Source organism: Streptomyces sp. DS1-CR2 (assembly GCF_055760475.1).
Map to the genome: position 1 here is coordinate 6001048 of NZ_CM147085.1, position 19118 is coordinate 6020165.

Sequence of the window (19118 nt, forward strand, 5' to 3'; positions counted from 1 at the left end):
TGCCGACGCGACCCCGTGCGCCGTGGTAGCCGGAGCCCGGTGCCCGTACCGTCGGAGGTGACAGCCGGAGGCCGCGCGACGGAGCGCGTCCTCCTCGCACGTGTGCGCGTATGCCCGCCGCGTCCCCCTACAGAGGTGAGAACGTGAAGGCCATCCGTCGATTCACCGTCCGTCCCGTCCTGCCCGAGCCCCTCGCCCCCCTCCACGAGCTGGCCCGCAATCTGCGCTGGTCCTGGCACACCGGAACGCGCGACCTCTTCCAGGCCGTGGACCCCGGGCGCTGGGCCGCGTCCGACAGGGACCCGGTGAGACTGCTCGGCGCCGTGCCGCACGCGCGGCTCGCCGAACTCGCGGCCGACGAGGGATTCCTGCGCCTGCTCGGCGAGGCCGCGGACGACCTCAGGTCCTATATGGAGGGCGACCGCTGGTACCAGACACAGATGCGGAGCGGCGGTCTGCCCGCCGCCATCGGATACTTCTCGCCCGAGTTCGGCATCACCGCCGCCCTGCCCCAGTACTCGGGCGGCCTCGGCATCCTCGCCGGCGACCACCTCAAGGCGGCCAGCGACCTCGGGGTGCCGCTGATCGGCGTAGGACTCCTCTACCGTCACGGCTACTTCCGGCAGTCCCTGTCCAGGGACGGCTGGCAGCAGGAGCACTATCCCGTCCTCGACCCGCACGAACTGCCGCTGACCCCGCTGCGCGAACCCGACGGCACCGACTGCCGTGTCGCGCTCGCCCTGCCCGGCGGCGGCCGGCTGCTCGCCCGCGTCTGGCAGGCGCAGGTCGGCCGCGTGCCGCTCCTGCTGCTCGACTCGGACGTCGAGGAGAACGGCCCCGGCGAACGCAACGTCACCGACCGGCTCTACGGCGGCGGCAGCGAGCACCGGCTCCTCCAGGAGATGCTGCTCGGCATCGGCGGGGTGCGGGCCGTGCGCGCGTACTGCCGCCTCACCGGCCATCCCGAGCCCGAGGTGTTCCACACGAACGAGGGGCACGCCGGCTTCCTCGGGGTCGAGCGGATCCACGAGCTCGCCGGACTCGGGGTGGACTTCGACGCCGCCATCGAAGCCGTACGCGCCGGGACCGTCTTCACCACGCACACCCCGGTCCCCGCGGGCATCGACCGCTTCGACCGGGAACTCGTCGCCCGCCACTTCGGCCCTGGCGCCGAACTCCCCGGCATCGACGCCGCACGCATCCTCGGCCTCGGCATGGAGACCTACGCGGGAGGCAACCCGAACGTCTTCAACATGGCCGTGATGGGCCTGCGCCTCGCCCAGCGCGCCAACGGCGTCTCCACCCTGCACGGCAGGGTCAGCCGTGAGATGTTCTCGGGCCTGTGGCCGGGCTTCGACCCGGAGGAGGTCCCCATCACCTCCGTCACGAACGGCGTGCACGCCCCGACCTGGGTGGCTCCCGAGGTCCTGCGGCTCGGCGCCCGCCACATCGGCGAACAGCGCACCCTGGACGCGCTCGCTGCCGGAGGATCCGACCGCTGGGACGCCGTCGCCGACATCGCCGACCGGGACATCTGGGAGCTGCGCCGCGAGCTGCGCGGCCGCCTGGTGGACGAGGTCCGCGAACGCCTCGCCGCGTCCTGGCGGCAGCGCGGCGCGGGCGCGGCGGAACTGGGCTGGATCGACGGGGTGCTCGACCCCGACATCCTCACCATCGGCTTCGCCCGCCGCGTCCCCTCCTACAAGCGGCTCACCCTGATGCTGCGCGACCCGGACCGCCTGATGCGCCTGCTCCTCGACCCGGACCGGCCCGTCCAGATCGTCGTGGCGGGCAAGGCACACCCGGCGGACGACGGCGGCAAGCGCCTCGTGCAGGAGCTGGTGCGCTTCACCGACGACCCGCGTGTGCGCCATCGCATCGTGTTCCTGCCGGACTACGGCATGGCCATGGCGCAGAAGCTCTACCCGGGCTGCGACATCTGGCTCAACAACCCGCTGCGTCCCCTGGAGGCCTGCGGGACGTCCGGTATGAAGGCCGCCCTGAACGGCTGTCTCAACCTCTCCGTCCTCGACGGCTGGTGGGACGAGTGGTTCTCGCCCGACTTCGGCTGGGCGATCCCCACCGCGGACGGCACGGCGACCGACGAGCAGCGGCGCGACGACCTGGAGGCCGCGGCCCTCTACGACCTCGTCGAGCGCAGGGTCGCCCCCCGCTTCTACGAGCGCGGACCCGGAGGGCTGCCCGACCGCTGGATCGAGATGGTCCGCCGCACCCTGACCCACCTGGGCCCGAAGGTCCTCGCCGGGCGCATGGTCCGCGAGTACGTCGAGAAGCTGTACGCCCCCGCGGCCCGCTCGGGCCGCGCCCTCACCCCCGACGCGGCGCGCGAGCTCGCCCGGTGGAAGTCCCGGGTCCGCGCGTCCTGGCCCCGGGTGGCCGTCGACCATGTGGAGGCGTCCACGGCCACGGCCGAGCTCGGCGCGACGCTGGTGCTGCGCGTGCGGGTGGCGCTCGACGAACTCGGCCCCGAGGACGTCGAGGTCCAGGCGGTGGCCGGCCGCGTCGGCTCCGACGACCGCATCTCCGACGCGACGACGGTGGCCCTCAAGCCGGCCGGCGGCCCGGATCTGGACGGCCGCTGGGCGTACGAGGGCCCGCTCTCCCTCGACCGTACGGGCCCCTACGGCTACACGGTCCGCATCCTGCCCGCCCACCGGCTGCTCGCCTCGCCGGCGGAGACGGGACTGGTGACCGTCCCCTCGGAGACGGCCGCGGAGGCGGCGGGGGTGCTCTTGCGCTGAGGGCGCTGAGGCTGCTGAGTGCGCTGAGGATGTGCTGAGGACGGCCGTATGGTCGGCGGCGTCGCGGGTCTCGGCGAAGATGGACCCATGACCGAGATCCAGACGCCCCGCCTCCTGCTCCGCCGCTGGTCCGACGACGACCTCGTGCCCCTCTCCGAGATCCAGGCGGACCCGGACGTCATGAGCCGGGTCGGTGACGGCGGCCCGCGCGACCTGGAGCGGACGGCCGAGGACATCGAGCGCTGGGAGGAGGAGTGGGACGAGGAGGGCTTCGGCCCGTTCGCCGTCGAGCTCCTCGCCTCCGGCGAGCTGGCCGGTGTCGTCGGCCTCTCGGTGTCCGAGCTCCAGCCCGGCATCGAGATCAACTGGTGGCTCGGCCGCCAGTTCTGGGGTCAGGGATACGCCTCCGAGGCCGCCCAGGCCACCCTGGAGTTCGCCCTCCAGGACCGGGGCATCGACCGGGTCATCGCCCTGATCCGCCCGGGTGACACGGGCTCGGAGAACATCGCCCGCAAGCTGGGCATGACGGAGGGACGCGAGTTCGCGCACCCGAAGCACGGCTTCGCGCTCCAGGTGCACGCGATCGACCTCACGGAGTACGAGGCCTGACGCGCGAAGGGGCGGCACCCCGCGGTGCCGCCCCCCAACTCACTTACCTCTTACGTCACTTGACGTTGACCGCGGCCCACGCCCGGTCGACCGCCTTGTACTCCGCCGAGTCGGCGCCGTACAGGTCGGAGGCCGCACTCAGCGTGCCCTTGCGCGCGCCCGCGTAGTCCGTGTTCGTCGTGAAGTACGACGTCAGGGCCTTGAACCAGATCTGCTCGGCCTTGTCGCGGCCGATGCCCGCGGCCGGCTGGCCGTCCGCGGTCGGGGAGTCGTACGAGACCCCGTTGATCTCCTTCTTCCCGCTGCCCTCCGACAGCAGGTAGAAGAAGTGGTTGGCGATGCCCGACGAGTAGTGGACGTCGACGTCGCCCGCGCCGGCCTTCCAGTTGTCGAGGGACGAGCCGTCCTTGCTCGGCTTGTCCATGTAGCGCAGCGGCGAGCCGTCGCCGTTGATGTCGATCTTCTCGCCGATGAGGTAGTCGCCGACGTCCTTGGGGTTGTTCGCGTGGAACTCGACCGAGGTGCCGAAGATGTCGGAGGTGGCCTCGTTGAGGCCGCCGGACTCACCGCTGTAGATGAGGCCCGCGGTCGCCGCGGTGACGCCGTGGGTCATCTCGTGGCCCGCCACGTCGATCGACGTCAGGGGCTTCTTGTCGCCCTCGCCGTCGCCGTACGTCATGCAGAAGCAGCTGTCGTCCCAGAACGCGTTGACGTACGCGTTGCCGTAGTGGACCCGCGAGTACGCACCCTTGCCGTCGCCCTTGATGCCGCTGCGGCCGAGCACGTCCTTGTAGTAGTCCCACGTGAGCTGGGCGCCGTAGGCGGCGTCGACCGCGGCCGTGGCCGCGTCGTTGGCGGTGCCGTCGCCCCACTTGTCGTCCGCGTCGGTGAACAGCGTGCCCTTGCCGGACGACCCGTGCTTGAGGTCGTACGTGCTGTGGCCGCCGCGCTCCGCGTCCGTGAGGGCGTACGAGGAACCGGACTTGGTGGAGCCGACCGTCACGCTGCCGCTGTATTGGCTCTCGCCGGCGCCGGTGTGGATCGCGTCCCACTCGAAGATCTTCTTGCCGGTCGCGGCGTCCGTGACGACGTGCAGCTTGCGCGGCGTGCCGTCCTTCTGCGTGCCGGTGACGACCTTCTCGTAGGCGAGGCGCGGGGTGCCCGACGCCGCCCAGACCACCTTGCGGGCGCCCTCGGGGGCGGCCTTGAGGGAGGCGGAGGCCGTCGACACGGCGATTCTCTTCGAGGTGGCGCGGGTGACGCCCTCGGACTTGCCGGCCTTGGACTCGTGGACGACCAGGTCGCCGCCGAGGACCGGGAGTCCGTCGTAGGTGCGCTCGTAGCGGGTGTGCGTCGCGCCGTCGCGGTCCTTGACCACGTCGCGGACGACGAGCTTCTCCCTGGAGTCGAGCTTCAGCTCCTTGGCCGTCTCGGCCTTCTTCGCGTCGGCGTCCTGGAGGAGGCCGGCGCGGGCGGCGCCCGAGAGCTTCATCGGCGCGGCGCCGGGCGTCGCGTCGGCCACGGGCTGTGCTGACGCGCCGGTGGTGATTCCGGCGGTCAGCAGGGCTCCGGCGGCAACAGCGGTGGCTATGGCCAGAGTCGAACGCTTCTTGGTGAAGCGCGCTATGTGGGGGGTCACGCAAGCTCCTTGTGTGTGGGGTAAGAGAGCTGTGTGGTGCTTAGCTGGGTGGTGCGGGTGGTGCGGGTGGTGCGTGGGGGAAGCGTGCCAGTTGAGGCTTGTACATGTCAGGAGGGCGATCGCAGGTTGGCCGGAAATCGTCCGTTGAGCGATATCTCTTGTACGTATTGCGAACGGAACATGAACGGGCGCGCCGTCCCGGGGAGTTCACTCACCCGGGGCGACGCGCCCAGACCGTGCGGGCCGAACAGCTCTCGACCGACCAGGAGTTACCGCTGCGTGCGGTCTACGGGAAGGTGAGCTTCCAGCTGTTGATGTAGCCGGTGTCCTGCGCGGCCACGTCCTGGACCTTCAGCTTCCAGGTGCCGTTGGCCACCTCGGAGGACGCGTTGACCGTGTAGGTCGCGTTGACGTTGTCCGCCGAGTCGCTGCCGCTGGAGTTCTTCAGGCGGTACGTGGACCCGTCCGGGGCCACCAGGTCGATGACCAGGTCACCGCGCCAGGTGTGCACGATGTCCACGGCGACCGAGAGGTTGCTCGGCGCGTTGCCCGCACGGCCGGTCACGGCGATCGACGAGGTGACCGCGGCGCCGGCGTCCGGGATCGCGACGTCGGTCGTGTTCTCGAACGACGTACCACCGCCGCCGCCACCGGAGCGCGAGCCGACGGCTATGCCGGCCCAGGCGTCCTGCACGGCCTTGTACTCGGCGCTCGTGGTGCCGTAGAGCTCACCGGCCACCGCGAGCGTGCCGGTGCGCGCGGCCGCGTAGTTCGTGGTCGAGGTGAACTTCGTGGTGAGCGCCTTGAACCAGATCAGCGCGGCCTTGTCGCGGCCGATGCCGGTGACCGGAAGGCCGTCCGCGGTCGGCGAGTTGTAGCTGACGCCGTTGATGACCTTGGCGCCGCTGCCCTCGCTGAGCAGGTAGAAGAAGTGGTTGGCGGGACCCGACGAGTAGTGCACGTCGAGGTTGCCGACGCCGGAGTACCAGCTGTCCGGGGACGTGCCGTCCCTGCTGGGCTTGTCCTGGTAGCGCAGCGGGGTGCCGTCGCCGTTGATGTCGATCTTCTCGCCGATGAGGTAGTCACCGACGTCCGAGGCGTTGTTGGCGTAGAACTCGACCGACGTGCCGAAGATGTCGGACGTGGCCTCGTTCAGACCGCCGGACTCACCGCTGTAGTTGAGACCGGCCGTCGCGGCGGTGACGCCGTGGGTCATCTCGTGGCCCGCCACGTCGATCGACGTCAGCGGGTGCAGGTTGCTGGTGCCGTCGCCGTACGTCATGCAGAAGCAGCTGTCGTCCCAGAACGCGTTGACGTACGCGTTGCCGTAGTGCACCCGCGAGTACGCGGCGACACCGTCACCGCGGATACCGCTGCGGCCCTGGACGTTCTTATAGTAGTCCCACGTCAGCGCCGCGCCGTAGTGCGCGTCCGCGGCCGCGGTCTCGGTGTTCGAGGCGCTGCCGTTGCCCCATACGTCGTCCGCGCCCGAGTAGAGCGTCCCGGTCCCGGACGAGCCGTGGTTCAGGTTGTACGTCTTGTGCCCGCCGCGCCCGGTGTCGTTGAGCGTGTACGACGATCCGGACAGGGCCGTGCCGAGTGTCACGGTGCCGCTGTACTGCGTGTTGCCCGTGCCGTTCTCGATGCCCTGCCACTCGTACAGCTTCTTGCCGGTCGCCGCGTCCGTGACGACGTGCAGCTGGTTCGGCGTGCCGTCGTCCTGGAGACCGCCGACCACGGTCTCGTACGCGAGGGTCGGCTTGCCCTGCGCCATCCACACGACCTTGCGCGGCGCGCGGTCCGCCTCGGTCTTCTTCGATCCGTCGGCCGCCGCGGCCTTGACCGCCTGCCGCTCCGCCGTGGCCGGCTTGACCGCGGCGGTGGTGGCTACGCCCTTGAGCGCCGACTTCGCGGCGCGCGTCACGCCCTCGGTCTTCCCCGACTTGGCCGTGTCGACGACCAGGTCACCGCCGAGGACGGGCAGTCCGTCGTAGGTGCGCTCGTAGCGGGTGTGCGTCGTGCCGTCACGGTCCTGGAGGACGTCGCGGACGACGAGCTTCTCCTTGGCGCCGAGGCCGAGGTCCTTGGCGGTGTCCGCCTTGGTGGAGTTGGCCTCGCGCAGCAGCTCCGCGCGCTTGGCGGGGGAGAGCTTCGCGGGGGGGGCGCCGGGGTCGGCGCCCTTCGCGACGGCCTTGGCGACCGCCGCGGCCGGCTTGACGTCCGCCGAGGCCATGCCGCCCGACTGGACGGCGGCGGCGAGCAGGGCGGTGACCGCGGCGAGCGCGCCGTAGGCGGTCGCTCTCTTGCGGGAGACGGATCTGTGGGAGGTGTCGGACGTTGTCAAGGCTGACTCCTTCTGCGGGCCGCGGATCGCACGGCCGGGGAAGACCGGACGGCGAATGACCGTCCGGGCAGAACAAGGCAGAACAAGGCAGAACAAGGCGAAACTCAGCACAACTGGGCACATCTGGGCACGACGGGTCGTGCTGCAGTTCACGAACGGGCCGCGCCAGTTCGGCTGTGGGACAGCTGTGCGAGGCCGAGGGAAGAGTGGCAGCAGAGAGGGTTGTCTGTCAGGAGCGCGTCATGAGGTTGGCCGGAAATGGTTCGTTGCCCGGATGTTCACGTTCGATATACGGAGCTGTAGCCCGGGCGCGCAGGGGCCGCGTCCGGTCCGTGGCTCAGCCGACCACGCTCTCCCGCCAGGCACGATGCAGATCCGCGAACGCTCCTGTACCGCAGATCAGTTGGTCCGGTGTGCCGTCTTCGGCGATCCGCCCGTGTTCCATGACCAGAACGCGGTCGGCGATCTCCACCGTCGACAGCCGGTGCGCGATGACGACCGCGGTCCGGCCGCGCAGCACCGTGTGCATCGCGCGCTGCACCGCCCGCTCTCCGGGGATGTCAAGGGAGCTCGTCGCCTCGTCGAGGATCAGGACCGCCGGGTCGGCGAGCAAGGCCCGTGCGAACGCCACCAACTGCCGCTGCCCGGCCGAAATTCGACCCCCGCGTTTGCGCACATCCGTGTCGTAGCCGTCCGGGAGCGCCGTGATGAAGTCGTGCGCGCCGATCGCCTTCGCCGCACGCTCGATCTCCTCGCGGCTCGCCTCGGGCCGCCCGATCGCGATGTTCTCGGCGACCGTGCCGGAGAACAGGAACGCCTCCTGCGTCACCATCACGACACCCCGCCGCAGCTCGGCCGTGCCGAGGTCGCGCAGGTCGACACCGTCGAGCAGGACCCGGCCCGCCGAGGGGTCGTAGAAGCGGGCCAGGAGCTTGGCGAGTGTCGACTTCCCGGCGCCCGTCGAGCCGACGACGGCGACCGTCTGTCCCGCGGGCAGCGTGAGATCGAAGCGGGGGAGCACCTCGCCGCCGGTGCGGTAGCCGAACGAGACCTGGTCGAAGACGACCTCGCGGCCCGGGCGGTCGCCGGCGAGCTCGGGCAGCCCGCGCGGCGACGACGGCTCCGGCACGGTCGGCGTCTGGTGCAGCAGGCCGGCGATCTTGCGGAGTGAAGCGGCCGCGGACTCATAGGAGTTGAGGAACATCGCGAGCCGGTCGATGGGGTCGTACAGACGGCGGATGAACAGCACGGCGGCCGCCAGGACACCCAGTTCGAGCGTGCCGTCGGCGACGCGGTAGGCGCCCCACAGGACCATTCCGGCCACCGCGGTGTTCGCGAGGAGGCGGGATCCGATGACGTAGCGCGCCATCTCGAGCAGCGCGTCACCGTTGACCCGCTCGTGGCGGTGGTTCAGCCCGGCGAAGTCCGCGTCGTTGGCGCGCTCGCGGCGGAAGGCGCGCACCGGCCTGATCCCGTTCATCGTCTCGGCGAACTTCACGATGACGCGCGCGATCGCGGAGGACCGCTCCGCGTACACCCGGGCCGCGCGCCGCCGGTACTGCTGGATCAGTACGGCGAGCGGCAGGAACGACAGCGCGGCCACGGCGCCGATGCCGACGTCGAGCCAGAGCAGCATGGCCGTGATGTACACGGACGCCAGGATGATGTTGATGAGCTCCTGGAGCCCCTCGGAGAGCAGCTCGCGCAGGGACTCGACGTCTGTCGTCGCCCGGGAGATGAGCCGCCCGGACGTGTAGCGGTCGTGGAAGTCGACGCTGAGGGCCTGCGCGTGCCGGAAGATGCGGCCGCGCAGGTCGAGCAGCACGTTCTGGTTCACCCGCGCCGACACCTGCACGAACGCGAACTGGAAGAGGCCGGAGCAGCACGCCGCCACGAGATAGCCGGCCGCCACCGCGATCAGCGGGCCGTGGTCGCTCGCGCGGAAGGCGGGCACTGCGCTGTCGATGGCGTACGCGACGAGGAGCGGCCCCGCCTGCACGGCGGCCTGCTGGACCAGCAGACACAGCACGGCCAGCCACACCGTGCGCCGGCTCGGCGCGAGCAGGGAGCGCAGCAGCGCGCCGGTCGCGCCCTTGGGGGTGGGCAGGTCGTCCTGGTCGAACGGGTCCCCGGGGGAGGGGAGCCGCAGTTCCTCGCCGTCCTCGGCGGCCGGATCCCGCGGCGTGCGGTCCGGCTCGGTCGTCGTGGTCATCGCGTGCCCTCCCCCTCTGGCCCGTCCCCGTCGATCTCCGGGTCGTTGCCGATCTCCAGGTCCTCTTCGGTCTCCAGGTCCGCTCCCGACATGAGGTGCCGGTACTCGGCGTTCGCGCGCAGCAGCTCCTGGTGCGTGCCCACGGCGGTGATCCGGCCGCCCGACAGGAGCGCGACGCGGTCGGCGAGCAGCACCGTCGACGGCCGGTGCGCGACGACGAGCGCCGTGCTCGCGGCCAACACCTCCCGCAGGGCCGCCTCCACCAGCGCCTCCGTGTGTACGTCGAGCGCGGACAGCGGATCGTCGAGCACGAGGAAGCGCGGGCTCCCCACGACCGCGCGGGCGAGCGCGAGCCGCTGCCGCTGCCCGCCCGAGAGGCTGAGCCCCTGCTCGCCGACCTGCGTACCGGCCCCGTCCGGCAGCGACTTCACGAATCCGGCCTGCGCGACGCCGAGCGCCCGCTCGAGCTGCGCGGCGTCCGCTTCGACCGCACCCATCAGCACGTTCTCCGCGACGGACGCCGAGAACAGGGTGGGTTCCTCGAAGGCCACCGAGACGAGGGTGCGCAGCTCCTCGCGCTCCATCGACGCGATGTCCCGCCCGTCGAGCGTGATCCGCCCGCCGGTGAGCTCGTGCAGCCGGGGCACGAGCGCGGTCAGGGTCGTCTTGCCGCTGCCGGTCGCCCCGACGAGCGCCATGGTCTCCCCGGACCGCACCTGCAGATCGATGCTCTCCAGGACGGGCTCGGACGCGTCGGGGGCGTCCGGGTAGCGGAAGCGGACCCCCTCGAACCGCAGCCCGCCCGCACCGTCTTCCGTCGCGGGGGCGCCCGCCGCCGAGACCCCCTCGCTCTCCTCCCGCTCGTCCATCACCTCGAAGAACCGCCGGGTCGCCGTCGCCGCCTCCTGGCTCATGGCGAGCAGGAACCCGATCGAGTCGATCGGCCAGCGCAGCGCGAGCGCCGTCGACAGGAAGGCCACCAGCGTCCCCGCGGACAGCTTCCCCTCCGCGACCTGCACGGAGCCGAGGACCAGTGCCGCCCCGAGCGCCACCTCCGGCAGCAGCGTGATCACTCCGAGGATCCCCGCGAGCAGCCGCGCCTTGGCCAGCTCGGTCCCGCGCAGCGTGCGCGACAGATCACGGAAGGCCCGCGCCTGGCTGCGGTGGCGCCCGAACCCCTTGATGATCCGGATCCCGAGCACGGACTCCTCGACCACGGTGGTCAGATCCCCGACCTGGTCCTGGGCGCGGCGCGCGGCCGACGCGTACTTCGACTCGAAGCGGTAGCAGAGCGCCATCAGCGGCAGCGCGGGTGCGAGCAGGACGAGTCCGAGCCCCCAGTCCTGCGCGACGAGCAGCACGAACCCGGCGGCGATCGTCACGCCGTTGACGATCAGGAACGTCAGCGGAAAGGCCAGGAACATCCGTACGACCATGAGGTCGGTCGTCCCGCGGGACAGCAACTGCCCCGAGGCCCACCGGTCGTGGAACGCGACGGGCAGCCGCTGCAGATGCCGGTACAGATCCGCCCGCATGGCCGCCTCGACGCTCGCCAGCGGTCGCGCCACCAGCCAGCGTCTCAGCCCGAAGAGCAGCGCCTCGGTGACCCCGAGCGCCAGCAGTATGCCCGCGCCCAGCCACACCCCGCCCGGGTCGTGGTCCGTGACCGGCCCGTCCACGATCCACTTCAGGACGATGGGGAAGACGAGCGACAGACAGGAGGCGACCACGGCGACCACCGCGGCCCCGGCCCAGCGCGCCCGCACCGGCCGTACGTACGGCCATAGGCGCAGGAGCGTGCGCACGGCGGACTGCTCCGCCGCCGGGACGAGTCGGTCGGGGTCCGTGGCCGGTGCATGTGGAGTGGGCATCAGGAGGGAGACTACGGATCGGCACTGACAACGCCCACCGGGTTTCCGGCGATCCCGCCCTCGCGTCACGGCTCGCCCCGCAGAGGTCGTAGCGCCGTATCAACCGATCGGCTGATGCCCTTTCGAGCGCGATGGGCGATGCCCGCGAGTGCCCCGGTCCGGGACTCTCGGAGCATGACGACGACACACAGCGCAACGCGGGGCGACAGGCCCCTGATCGAGGTCGCCGGGCTCCGCAAGGTCTACGCGGGGCGGGCCGTCGTCGACGACCTCTCGTTCACCGTCGGGGAGGGCGAGATCTTCGGCATCCTCGGCCCGAACGGCGCCGGCAAGACGACCGCGGTCGAGTGCGTCGAGGGGCTGCGCGTCCCCGACGCCGGACGCGTCCGTGTCGCGGGCCTCGACCCCGTCGCCGACCACGACCGCGTCACCGAAATCCTCGGCGCCCAGCTCCAGGAGAGCGAACTCCAGGCGAAACTCACCGTCCGCGAGGCGCTCGGACTGTACGCGGCGTTCTACCCGAACCCGGCCGACTCGCGGCCCAGATCGCCCGCGTCCTGTTCATCAGCGAGGCGACCGTGAAGACCCATCTCACCCACGTCTACGGCAAGTTGGGCGTGAAGGACCGCGCGGCGGCGGTCGCCGTGGCGTACGACCGGAAGATTCTCGGCTAGTCAGCCCTCCCCCTGGTCCGAGGGGAGCACCCGCAGCAGCAGCACCGTCCGCCCCGGCACGGTGATGATCGTCCCCGCCGTGTGCGTCACCGCCGGCGCGTCCTCCTGCCCCTCCAGCGATGTGTCCACCACGACCTCGTAGGTACGTGCCCACGGCCCGTCGGGCAGGACATAGCTCTCCGGGCCGTCCCCGGCGTGCAGGACCGCGAGGAAACTGTCGTCCGTCACGGGTGCGCCCAGCGCGTCGCGGCCCGGGATGTCGCGCCCGGAGAGGTACATCCCGAGCGTCGCCGCCGGCGCGTACCAGTCCCGCTCCGTCATCTCCGTGCCGCGGGCCGTGAACCACGCGAGGTCCCGCAGCCCGTCCGCCGAGTGCGCGCGCCCGGAGAAGAACGCGCGCCGCCGCAGCACCGGATGCGCGTGCCGCAGCGCGATGAGCCGCGAGGTGAGGTCGAACAGGGCCCGCCAGCCGGGCTCTTCGAGGAGCGACCAGTCCACCCAGCTGATCTCGTTGTCCTGGCAGTAGGCGTTGTTGTTGCCGCGCTGCGTGCGCCCCAGCTCATCACCGGCGACGAGCATCGGCACCCCGGTGGACAGCAGCAGCGTCGTCAGCAGATTCCTCAACTGCCGTCTGCGCAGGGCGAGTACGCCCTCGTCCGCGGTCTCACCCTCCGCGCCGCAGTTCCAGGCACGGTTGTCATCGGTGCCGTCGCGATTGCCCTCGCCGTTGGCCTCGTTGTGCTTGCGGCCGTACGAGACCAGGTCGCGCAGCGTGAACCCGTCGTGGGCGGTGACGAAGTTGACCGACGCGTACGGGCGCCGCCCGCCCCACGCGTACAGGTCGCTCGACCCGGACAGCCGGTAGCCCAGGTCACGCACATCGGGCAGGGCGCCGCGCCAGAAGTCCCGTACGGCACCCCGGTACCGGTCGTTCCACTCCGTCCACAGGGGCGGGAAGGCGCCGACCTGGTAGCCGCCCGAGCCCACGTCCCACGGCTCCGCGATCAGCTTCACCCGCCGCAGGACCGGGTCCTGCGCGATCACCGCGAGGAACGGCGACAGCATGTCCACGTCGTGCATCGAGCGGGCGAGCGCCGCCGCCAGGTCGAAGCGGAAGCCGTCCACCCCCATCTCCGTCACCCAGTAGCGCAGGGAGTCGGTGAGCAGGCGCAGCACGTGCGGCTGCACGACGTGCAGGGTGTTGCCGCAGCCCGTGTAGTCCGCGTACCGGCGCGCGTCGTCCTGGAGGCGGTAGTAGCCGCGGTTGTCGATGCCCTTCAGGGACAGCGTCGGGCCGAGCTCGCCGGCCTCCGCCGTGTGGTTGTAGACCACGTCGAGGATGACCTCGATACCGGCCTCGTGCAGCGCCCGCACCATCCGCTTGAACTCGCCGACCTGCTGCCCGCCGGTCCCGGACGCCGCGTACGCCGCGTGCGGGGCGAAATAGCCGATCGAGTTGTAGCCCCAGTAGTTGCGCAGCCCCCGGCGCAGCAGGTGGTCCTCGTGGGCGAACTGGTGCACGGGAAGCAGCTCGACCGCCGTCACCCCCAGCTTCACCAGGTGCTCCACCGCCGCGGGATGCGCCAGCCCCGCGTACGTCCCCCGCAGCTCCTCCGGGATCCCCGGATGCAGCTCGGTGAACCCCTTCACATGCAGCTCGTAGATCACCGAGTCCGCCCACGGCGTCTTCGGACGGCGGTCGTCCGCCCACTCGTCGTCGGGCGCGTCGTCGTGGACGACCACCCCCTTGGGGACGAACGGCGCCGAGTCCCGGTCGTCGCGCACAGTGTCGGCCACATGCTGCTCGGGCCAGTCGCGCACATGGCCGTAGACCTCCGGCGGCAGCCCGAAGTCGCCGTCCACGGCACGCGCGTACGGGTCGAGGAGCAGCTTCGCCGGGTTCCAGCGGGCGCCGGTCCACGGGTCCCAGCGGCCGTGCACCCGGAACCCGTACCGCTGTCCCGGCAGCACGTCCGGTACGAAGCCGTGCCAGATCTCGTGCGTCAGCTCGGTCAGCGGGGCACGACGCTCGCGGCCCGCCTCGTCGAAGAGACACAGGTCGACCGACTCCGCACCGCCTGCCCAGAGCGCGAAGTTGGTGCCCGCCGTGCCGTCGGGCCCGACCCGGAAGCGCGCGCCCAGCGGGGTCGGGGCGCCCGGCCAGACGGGTTCGACGGGTGGCGGCCGCTCTCTCGTGCGGCGGCCCTTCCTTCCGGGTGCGGAGCGCGCCTGCGGAAGCCCCGCGGGCCGTTCCACCAGGGCATCCTGTGGTGCCTCCTGCTCGGGTGCGCTCGCCACCTGTCATGCCTCCCGCGGCTCGGTCGGGGCGGCGCCACCGGCAGGGGAAGGGCGTGCGGCGTCCCGGCCGCGGCTCCCCGTCGCGTCGTCCTCTCCAGTGTTCTGCCCAGAGCTTGGGTCGCACTCACGTTTCCCGGGCGGGGTGACGGTCGTTGGGCCCGGCGTGAGAACAGCTGTGAGACACGCAGGGGCCACGCTGGCCGCCGTGCTGACCTGGGCGGTGGTGCTGACCGGAGTCACCGGATGCACCGCCGCGGAAGATCTGCTCGGCAAGTCGCGGTCCCCCGAAGACGCGATCAAGGTCGTCCCGGCGAACGGGACCAAGAACGTACCGGCCGACCGGCCGATCGAGGTGACGGTGCCGGACGGGCGCCTGCAATCGGTCAAGGTCGTGAAGCTCCAGGACGGAGAGGAGGTCCCGGTCCACGGCCGGATCGACGAGGACGGCACGCGATGGCGGCCGACCGGCGAACGGCGGCTCGCGCTCGCCGCCAAGTACACCGTGGACGTGGTCGCGTTCGACGAGGACGGTCACCGCGCGGCCCGCCACACCACCTTCACCACGTCCGTCCCCGCCAAGCGGTTCGTCGGCTACGTCACGCCGGAGGACAGGTCCACCGTCGGCACCGGCATGATCGTTTCGCTCGAGTTCAACCGGGACATCGAGAACCGTGCCGCCGTCCAACGCGCCATCCACGTCAAGGCGAAGCCCGCCGTGGACATTGCCCCGCACTGGTTCGGCAAGTCCCGCCTCGACTTCCGGCCGCGCGAGTACTGGAAGCCGGGCACGGAGGTCACCGTCGACCTGGGGCTGCGCGACGTGGAGTCGGCCCCAGGTGTGTACGGCGTGCAGCACAAGAAGATCGCCTTCACCATCGGCCGCAGCCAGGTCAGCGTGGTGGACGCGGCCGAACACACCATGGACGTACGCCGCGCCGGAGAACCCGTCGAGACCATCCCCATCACCGCCGGGAGGGCCAAGAATCCCACGTACAACGGGAAGATGGTCGTCAGCGAGATGCTCGAGATGACCCGGATGGACAGCCGCACCGTCGGGTTCGGCGGTGAGTACAACGTCCCCGACGTGCCGCACGCCATCCGGCTGACGACATCCGGAACGTTCCTGCACGGCAACTACTGGACATCGGAGGCCTTCGGCGAACGCAACATCAGCCACGGCTGCATCGGGCTGGCCGATGACAGAGGCGGCAGCGAGGATTCGCCCGCGGGCTGGTTCTTCGACCACACCCTCGTCGGCGACGTCATCGAGGTGGTCAACAGCAAGGACAAGGTGGTCGCTCCCGACAACGGCCTCAGCGGCTGGAACATGACCTGGAAGGACTGGACGGCGGGCACGGCCGCACGCTGAGCCCCGCGCGCGGCCGGTCGGCCCAGCCCTTGCCCCGCCCCACGCCCTGCCCCACGCCTCACCCCACGCCCCGCCTCACGCTCCGTCAAAGCGGGGGCCAGTTGGGACTGAACGGTGACATAGCTGGGGATCCATAACTGCAGGTCGTGTGGTTATCTGTCGCAGTGCGCGCTAGGACGCGCTGGGGTGGGGCCTGACCGGCCTTGCGCGAGGGGAGACAAGATCGTGAACGGGCGACGACCGATATCGGGGGCTCTGCTGGGGGCCGCTCTGCTGCTGGCCACGGCTTGCGGCGGAGGGGGCGGCGGCTCCGGTCCGGGGAGTGACGGCAAGGGCGGCGACTCGGGCAAGGCGGACACCAACAAGCCGTCCCAGGCCGTCGTCGCCATCGCCCCGAAGGACGGCGCGGACGGCGTGGCCACCAGCGGAGACCTCCGCATCGCCGCCGACAAGGGCAAGTTGACCGAGGTGAAGGTCGCCGACACCAAGGGCAACCCGGTCGAGGGCGAGATCGTGGACGGCGGCGCCAGATGGACGCCCGCGCATCACCTGGCCGCCTCCACCAAGTACAAGGTCCACGCGGTCGCCAAGGACTCCGAGGGCCGCGCGTCCGCGAAGGACGTGGCGTTCACGACGCTGGTCCCGAAGAACACGTTCGTCGGCCAGTTCACGCCGGAGGACGGTTCGAAGGTCGGCGTCGGCATGCCGTTCTCGGTCCACTTCACGCGGGGCATCACGCACCCGGAGGACGTGGAGAAGGCCATCGAGATCAAGACGGAGCCGTCCGTGCCCGTCGAGGGCCACTGGTTCGGCAACGACCGCCTCGACTTCCGCCCCGAGAAGTACTGGGCCGCGGGCACCGAGGTGACCGTCAAGCTCAACCTCGACGGCGTCGAGGGCCGGCCGGGTGTCTACGGCAAGCAGGCCAAGACCGTGAAGTTCACGGTCGGCCGCAGCCAGGTCTCCACGGTCGACGCCAAGACGCACATGATGACCGTGAAGCGCGACGGCAAGACCATCAAGAAGGTCCCGGTCACCACGGGCAAGCCGGGTTACTCCACGTGGAACGGCCAGATGGTCATCAGCGAGAAGCTCACGGTGACCCGTATGAACGGCGAAACGGTGGGCTACGGCGGCGAGTACGACATCAAGGACGTGCCGCACGCCATGCGCCTCACGACGTCCGGGACGTTCATCCACGGCAACTACTGGGGCGGCGGCGCCTTCGGCAACTACAACGCCAGCCACGGCTGCGTGGGCCTGCGTGACGTGCGCGGCGGCTACGACAGCAAGGTGCCGGCGGCCTGGTTCTTCAACAGTTCGATGATCGGTGACGTCGTCGAGGTGAAGAACTCGCAGGACCGGACGGTGGCCCCGGACAACGGCTTCAACGGCTGGAACATGTCCTGGGACAAGTGGAAGGCCTGACGCCGTTGCGTCCCTGACTGCTTCTGTCTCTACGCGAAGAGGCCCGGCGCACTGTGACCAAGTGCACCGGGCCTCTCCCGTTAACGCGCACTAACCTGCTGTCCATGACTGCCTACCTCGAAGTCGCCGAAGGCGTCGGCACGATCCGGCTCGACCGGCCGCCGATGAACGCTCTGGACATCGCCACCCAGGACCGCATCAAGGAGCTCGCCGAGGAGGCCTCGCGCCGCGACGACGTACGCGCCGTGGTCATCCGTGGCAGCGACAAGGCGTTCGCCGCAGGTGCGGACATCAAAGAGATGCAGGCCATGGACCACGCGGCCATGATCGTGCGCTCCCGCGCCCTGCAGGACTCGTTCACGGCCGTCGCGCGCATCCCCAAGCCGGTCGTCGCCGCGGTCACCGGCTACGCGCTCGGCGGCGGCTGCGAACTCGCGCTCTGCGCCGACTTCCGCATCGCCGCGGACAACGCGAAGCTCGGACAGCCCGAGATCCTGCTCGGCCTGATCCCTGGTGCGGGCGGCACGCAGCGCCTCGCGCGCCTGGTCGGCCCCTCCAAGGCGAAGGACCTCATCTTCACCGGCCGCCACGTGAAGGCCGAAGAGGCCCTCGCCATCGGCCTGGTGGACCGCGTCGTGCCCGCCGCCGAGGTCTACGAGCAGGCGCACGCCTGGGCCGCGAAGCTGGCGCAGGGGCCGGCGCTCGCGCTGCGCGCCGCGAAGGAGTCCATCGACGTGGGCCTTGAGACGGACATCGACACCGGTCTCGCTGTCGAGCGGAACTGGTTCGCGGGCCTGTTCGCCACCGAGGACCGCGAGCGCGGGATGCGGAGCTTCGTCGAAGAGGGCCCGGGCAAGGCCAAGTTCCTCTAGGCGGCCCGATTCGCGGTTCGCCGGCACGCGGACCGCGCGCAGATACCCGTATCAACTTCCCCTGATCCACTTGTAGTTGACGGGATGCCTCACCGCTGTCCCTCGTTGGAGCGGTTTATCGCAGCCTTAAGAGAACCTTAAGGGCGTTCGGGTCGCCGAGGTCGTTGATCGGGCCGAATCGCGCGGTCGTCGCAGCTCAGCAGGTATGCGGCAAGGGTCTATCTGCCAGTGTCATATGCCAAACCAGCCCCCCGGAATGGAAGGTTCCGGGGGGCTTATTCGGCAGGAACGGCCCCGGAACCCGCTCTGGGCAGCCATGATGGGTGCATGGCGGGGCTGGAGGGTATCGAACAGCCGCGGAGGCACGGGAGTGCGACCGCGGCGCGCTGGTCGCCTGCGGTCGAGGACGAACGGGCTCTGAAAGCACTGGAGTTGTTCGGGAATCCGGCCGAGGCGGAGGTGCCGCTGCCGTCGCGGCCCGAGTCGGCGGCGACCGCGCGCAGGCTCGCCCAGGTGGTTGTCCTGAGGCACTGGGGACTCTCCCCGAAGATGACCGAGGACGTCGTGCTGCTCGTCTCCGAGCTCGTCGGCAACGCGGTGCGGCACACGGGGGCCAGGGTCTTCGGGTTACGGATGGTCCGGAGGCGCGGCTGGATCAGGGTCGAGGTGCGTGATCCCTCGCGCGGGCTCCCCTGTCTGATGCCCGTCCACGAGCTCGACATCAGCGGGCGCGGACTCTGTCTGGTCGACAAGCTCTCCGACCGCTGGGGCGTGGATCTGCTGCCGCGCGGCAAGACCACCTGGTTCGAGATGCGGGTCGCCGACCGCTGAGTGCTGGTGCCGGAGCGGCCGGAGCGGCGGGGGCACACGAAAGCCCCCGTTTTCGCCTTGTGGGGCGCCGCGGGGGCTTTCGTGGAGCGCCGTGGATGGTTGGGGTGTTATCCACGGCCGCTGTCGACGACCGAGCCCGGGTCAATGGGGGTCGTGTTCCCGACTATGGCAGACCCCGGCCCATGAGGCCAAATGAATCCTCGGTGACC

General features: G+C 70.8%; 11 protein-coding genes and 2 pseudogenes. 8 read left to right on the forward strand and 5 right to left on the reverse strand.

All coding sequences use genetic code 11. From position 1 onward, the window contains the following. Positions 1-143 precede the first annotated feature (143 nt). Both glgP and ACY0PA_RS28730 read left to right on the forward strand, forming a co-directional pair. Complete coding sequence (gene glgP / locus ACY0PA_RS28725; RefSeq protein WP_473080457.1) at positions 144-2762, forward strand: alpha-glucan family phosphorylase; 2619 nt, start codon at positions 144-146, stop codon at positions 2760-2762. 87 nt (positions 2763-2849) lie between these two features. Beyond that, positions 2850-3371: a GNAT family N-acetyltransferase gene (locus ACY0PA_RS28730; RefSeq protein ID WP_473080458.1), complete on the forward strand. Its 522-nt coding sequence runs from the start codon at positions 2850-2852 to the stop codon at positions 3369-3371. A 55-nt stretch (positions 3372-3426) separates the two neighbouring features. On the opposite strand, the gene ACY0PA_RS28735 is transcribed toward ACY0PA_RS28730, so the two are convergent. The 4 genes from ACY0PA_RS28735 to ACY0PA_RS28750 all read right to left on the reverse strand — a co-directional run bounded on the left by ACY0PA_RS28735 (position 3427) and on the right by ACY0PA_RS28750 (position 11437). Further along, positions 3427-5010: a M4 family metallopeptidase gene (locus ACY0PA_RS28735; RefSeq protein ID WP_473080459.1), complete on the reverse strand. Its 1584-nt coding sequence runs from the start codon at positions 5008-5010 to the stop codon at positions 3427-3429. A gap of 286 nt (positions 5011-5296) precedes the next feature. Beyond that, the gene (locus tag ACY0PA_RS28740) at positions 5297-7354 is read right to left on the reverse strand and encodes a M4 family metallopeptidase (protein WP_473080460.1); all 2058 of its coding nucleotides are present in this window, start codon (positions 7352-7354) and stop codon (positions 5297-5299) included. A gap of 337 nt (positions 7355-7691) precedes the next feature. Further along, entirely contained in the window at positions 7692-9566 is a 1875-nt protein-coding gene (locus ACY0PA_RS28745) for an ABC transporter ATP-binding protein (protein WP_473080461.1), read from the reverse strand. Then, on the reverse strand, positions 9563-11437 hold the full coding sequence (locus tag ACY0PA_RS28750; protein ID WP_473080462.1) for an ABC transporter ATP-binding protein: 1875 nt from the start codon (positions 11435-11437) through the stop codon (positions 9563-9565). The genes ACY0PA_RS28745 and ACY0PA_RS28750 overlap by 4 nt, the downstream gene beginning before the upstream one ends. 174 nt (positions 11438-11611) lie before the next feature. On the opposite strand from ACY0PA_RS28750, the pseudogene ACY0PA_RS28755 reads away from it, so the two are divergent. Both ACY0PA_RS28755 and ACY0PA_RS28760 read left to right on the forward strand, forming a co-directional pair. Further along, positions 11612-11980, forward strand: a pseudogene (locus ACY0PA_RS28755) (ATP-binding cassette domain-containing protein); the annotation flags it as partial. After that, a pseudogene (locus ACY0PA_RS28760) lies at positions 11980-12111 on the forward strand (response regulator transcription factor); the annotation flags it as partial. The pseudogenes ACY0PA_RS28755 and ACY0PA_RS28760, both read left to right, overlap by 1 nt. Here ACY0PA_RS28760 and glgX read toward each other — a convergent pair. Then, entirely contained in the window at positions 12112-14409 is a 2298-nt protein-coding gene (gene glgX / locus ACY0PA_RS28765) for a glycogen debranching protein GlgX (protein WP_473080463.1), read from the reverse strand. A gap of 175 nt (positions 14410-14584) precedes the next feature. Here glgX and ACY0PA_RS28770 point away from each other — a divergent pair, with 175 nt between their 5' ends. The 4 genes from ACY0PA_RS28770 to ACY0PA_RS28785 all read left to right on the forward strand — a co-directional run bounded on the left by ACY0PA_RS28770 (position 14585) and on the right by ACY0PA_RS28785 (position 18909). Next, positions 14585-15778, forward strand: coding sequence for a L,D-transpeptidase (locus ACY0PA_RS28770; protein WP_473080464.1), 1194 nt, complete (start codon positions 14585-14587; stop codon positions 15776-15778). Positions 15779-16003: 225 nt separating this feature from the next. After that, entirely contained in the window at positions 16004-17206 is a 1203-nt protein-coding gene (locus tag ACY0PA_RS28775; protein ID WP_473080465.1) for a L,D-transpeptidase, read from the forward strand. Positions 17207-17310: 104 nt separating this feature from the next. Then, complete coding sequence (locus tag ACY0PA_RS28780; RefSeq protein ID WP_473080466.1) at positions 17311-18078, forward strand: enoyl-CoA hydratase/isomerase family protein; 768 nt, start codon at positions 17311-17313, stop codon at positions 18076-18078. 222 nt (positions 18079-18300) lie between these two features. Next, the gene (locus ACY0PA_RS28785; RefSeq protein WP_473086463.1) at positions 18301-18909 is read left to right on the forward strand and encodes an ATP-binding protein; all 609 of its coding nucleotides are present in this window, start codon (positions 18301-18303) and stop codon (positions 18907-18909) included. Positions 18910-19118: the final 209 nt, after the last annotated feature.

Coding starts and splice junctions, on each gene's coding strand:
- ACY0PA_RS28730 (WP_473080458.1), top strand. CDS start 2,850: ATGACCGAGATCCAGACGCCCCGCCTCCTGCTCCGCCGCTGGTCCGAC.
- ACY0PA_RS28780 (WP_473080466.1), top strand. CDS start 17,311: ATGACTGCCTACCTCGAAGTCGCCGAAGGCGTCGGCACGATCCGGCTC.
- ACY0PA_RS28745 (WP_473080461.1), bottom strand. CDS start 9,566: ATGACCACGACGACCGAGCCGGACCGCACGCCGCGGGATCCGGCCGCC.
- ACY0PA_RS28750 (WP_473080462.1), bottom strand. CDS start 11,437: ATGCCCACTCCACATGCACCGGCCACGGACCCCGACCGACTCGTCCCG.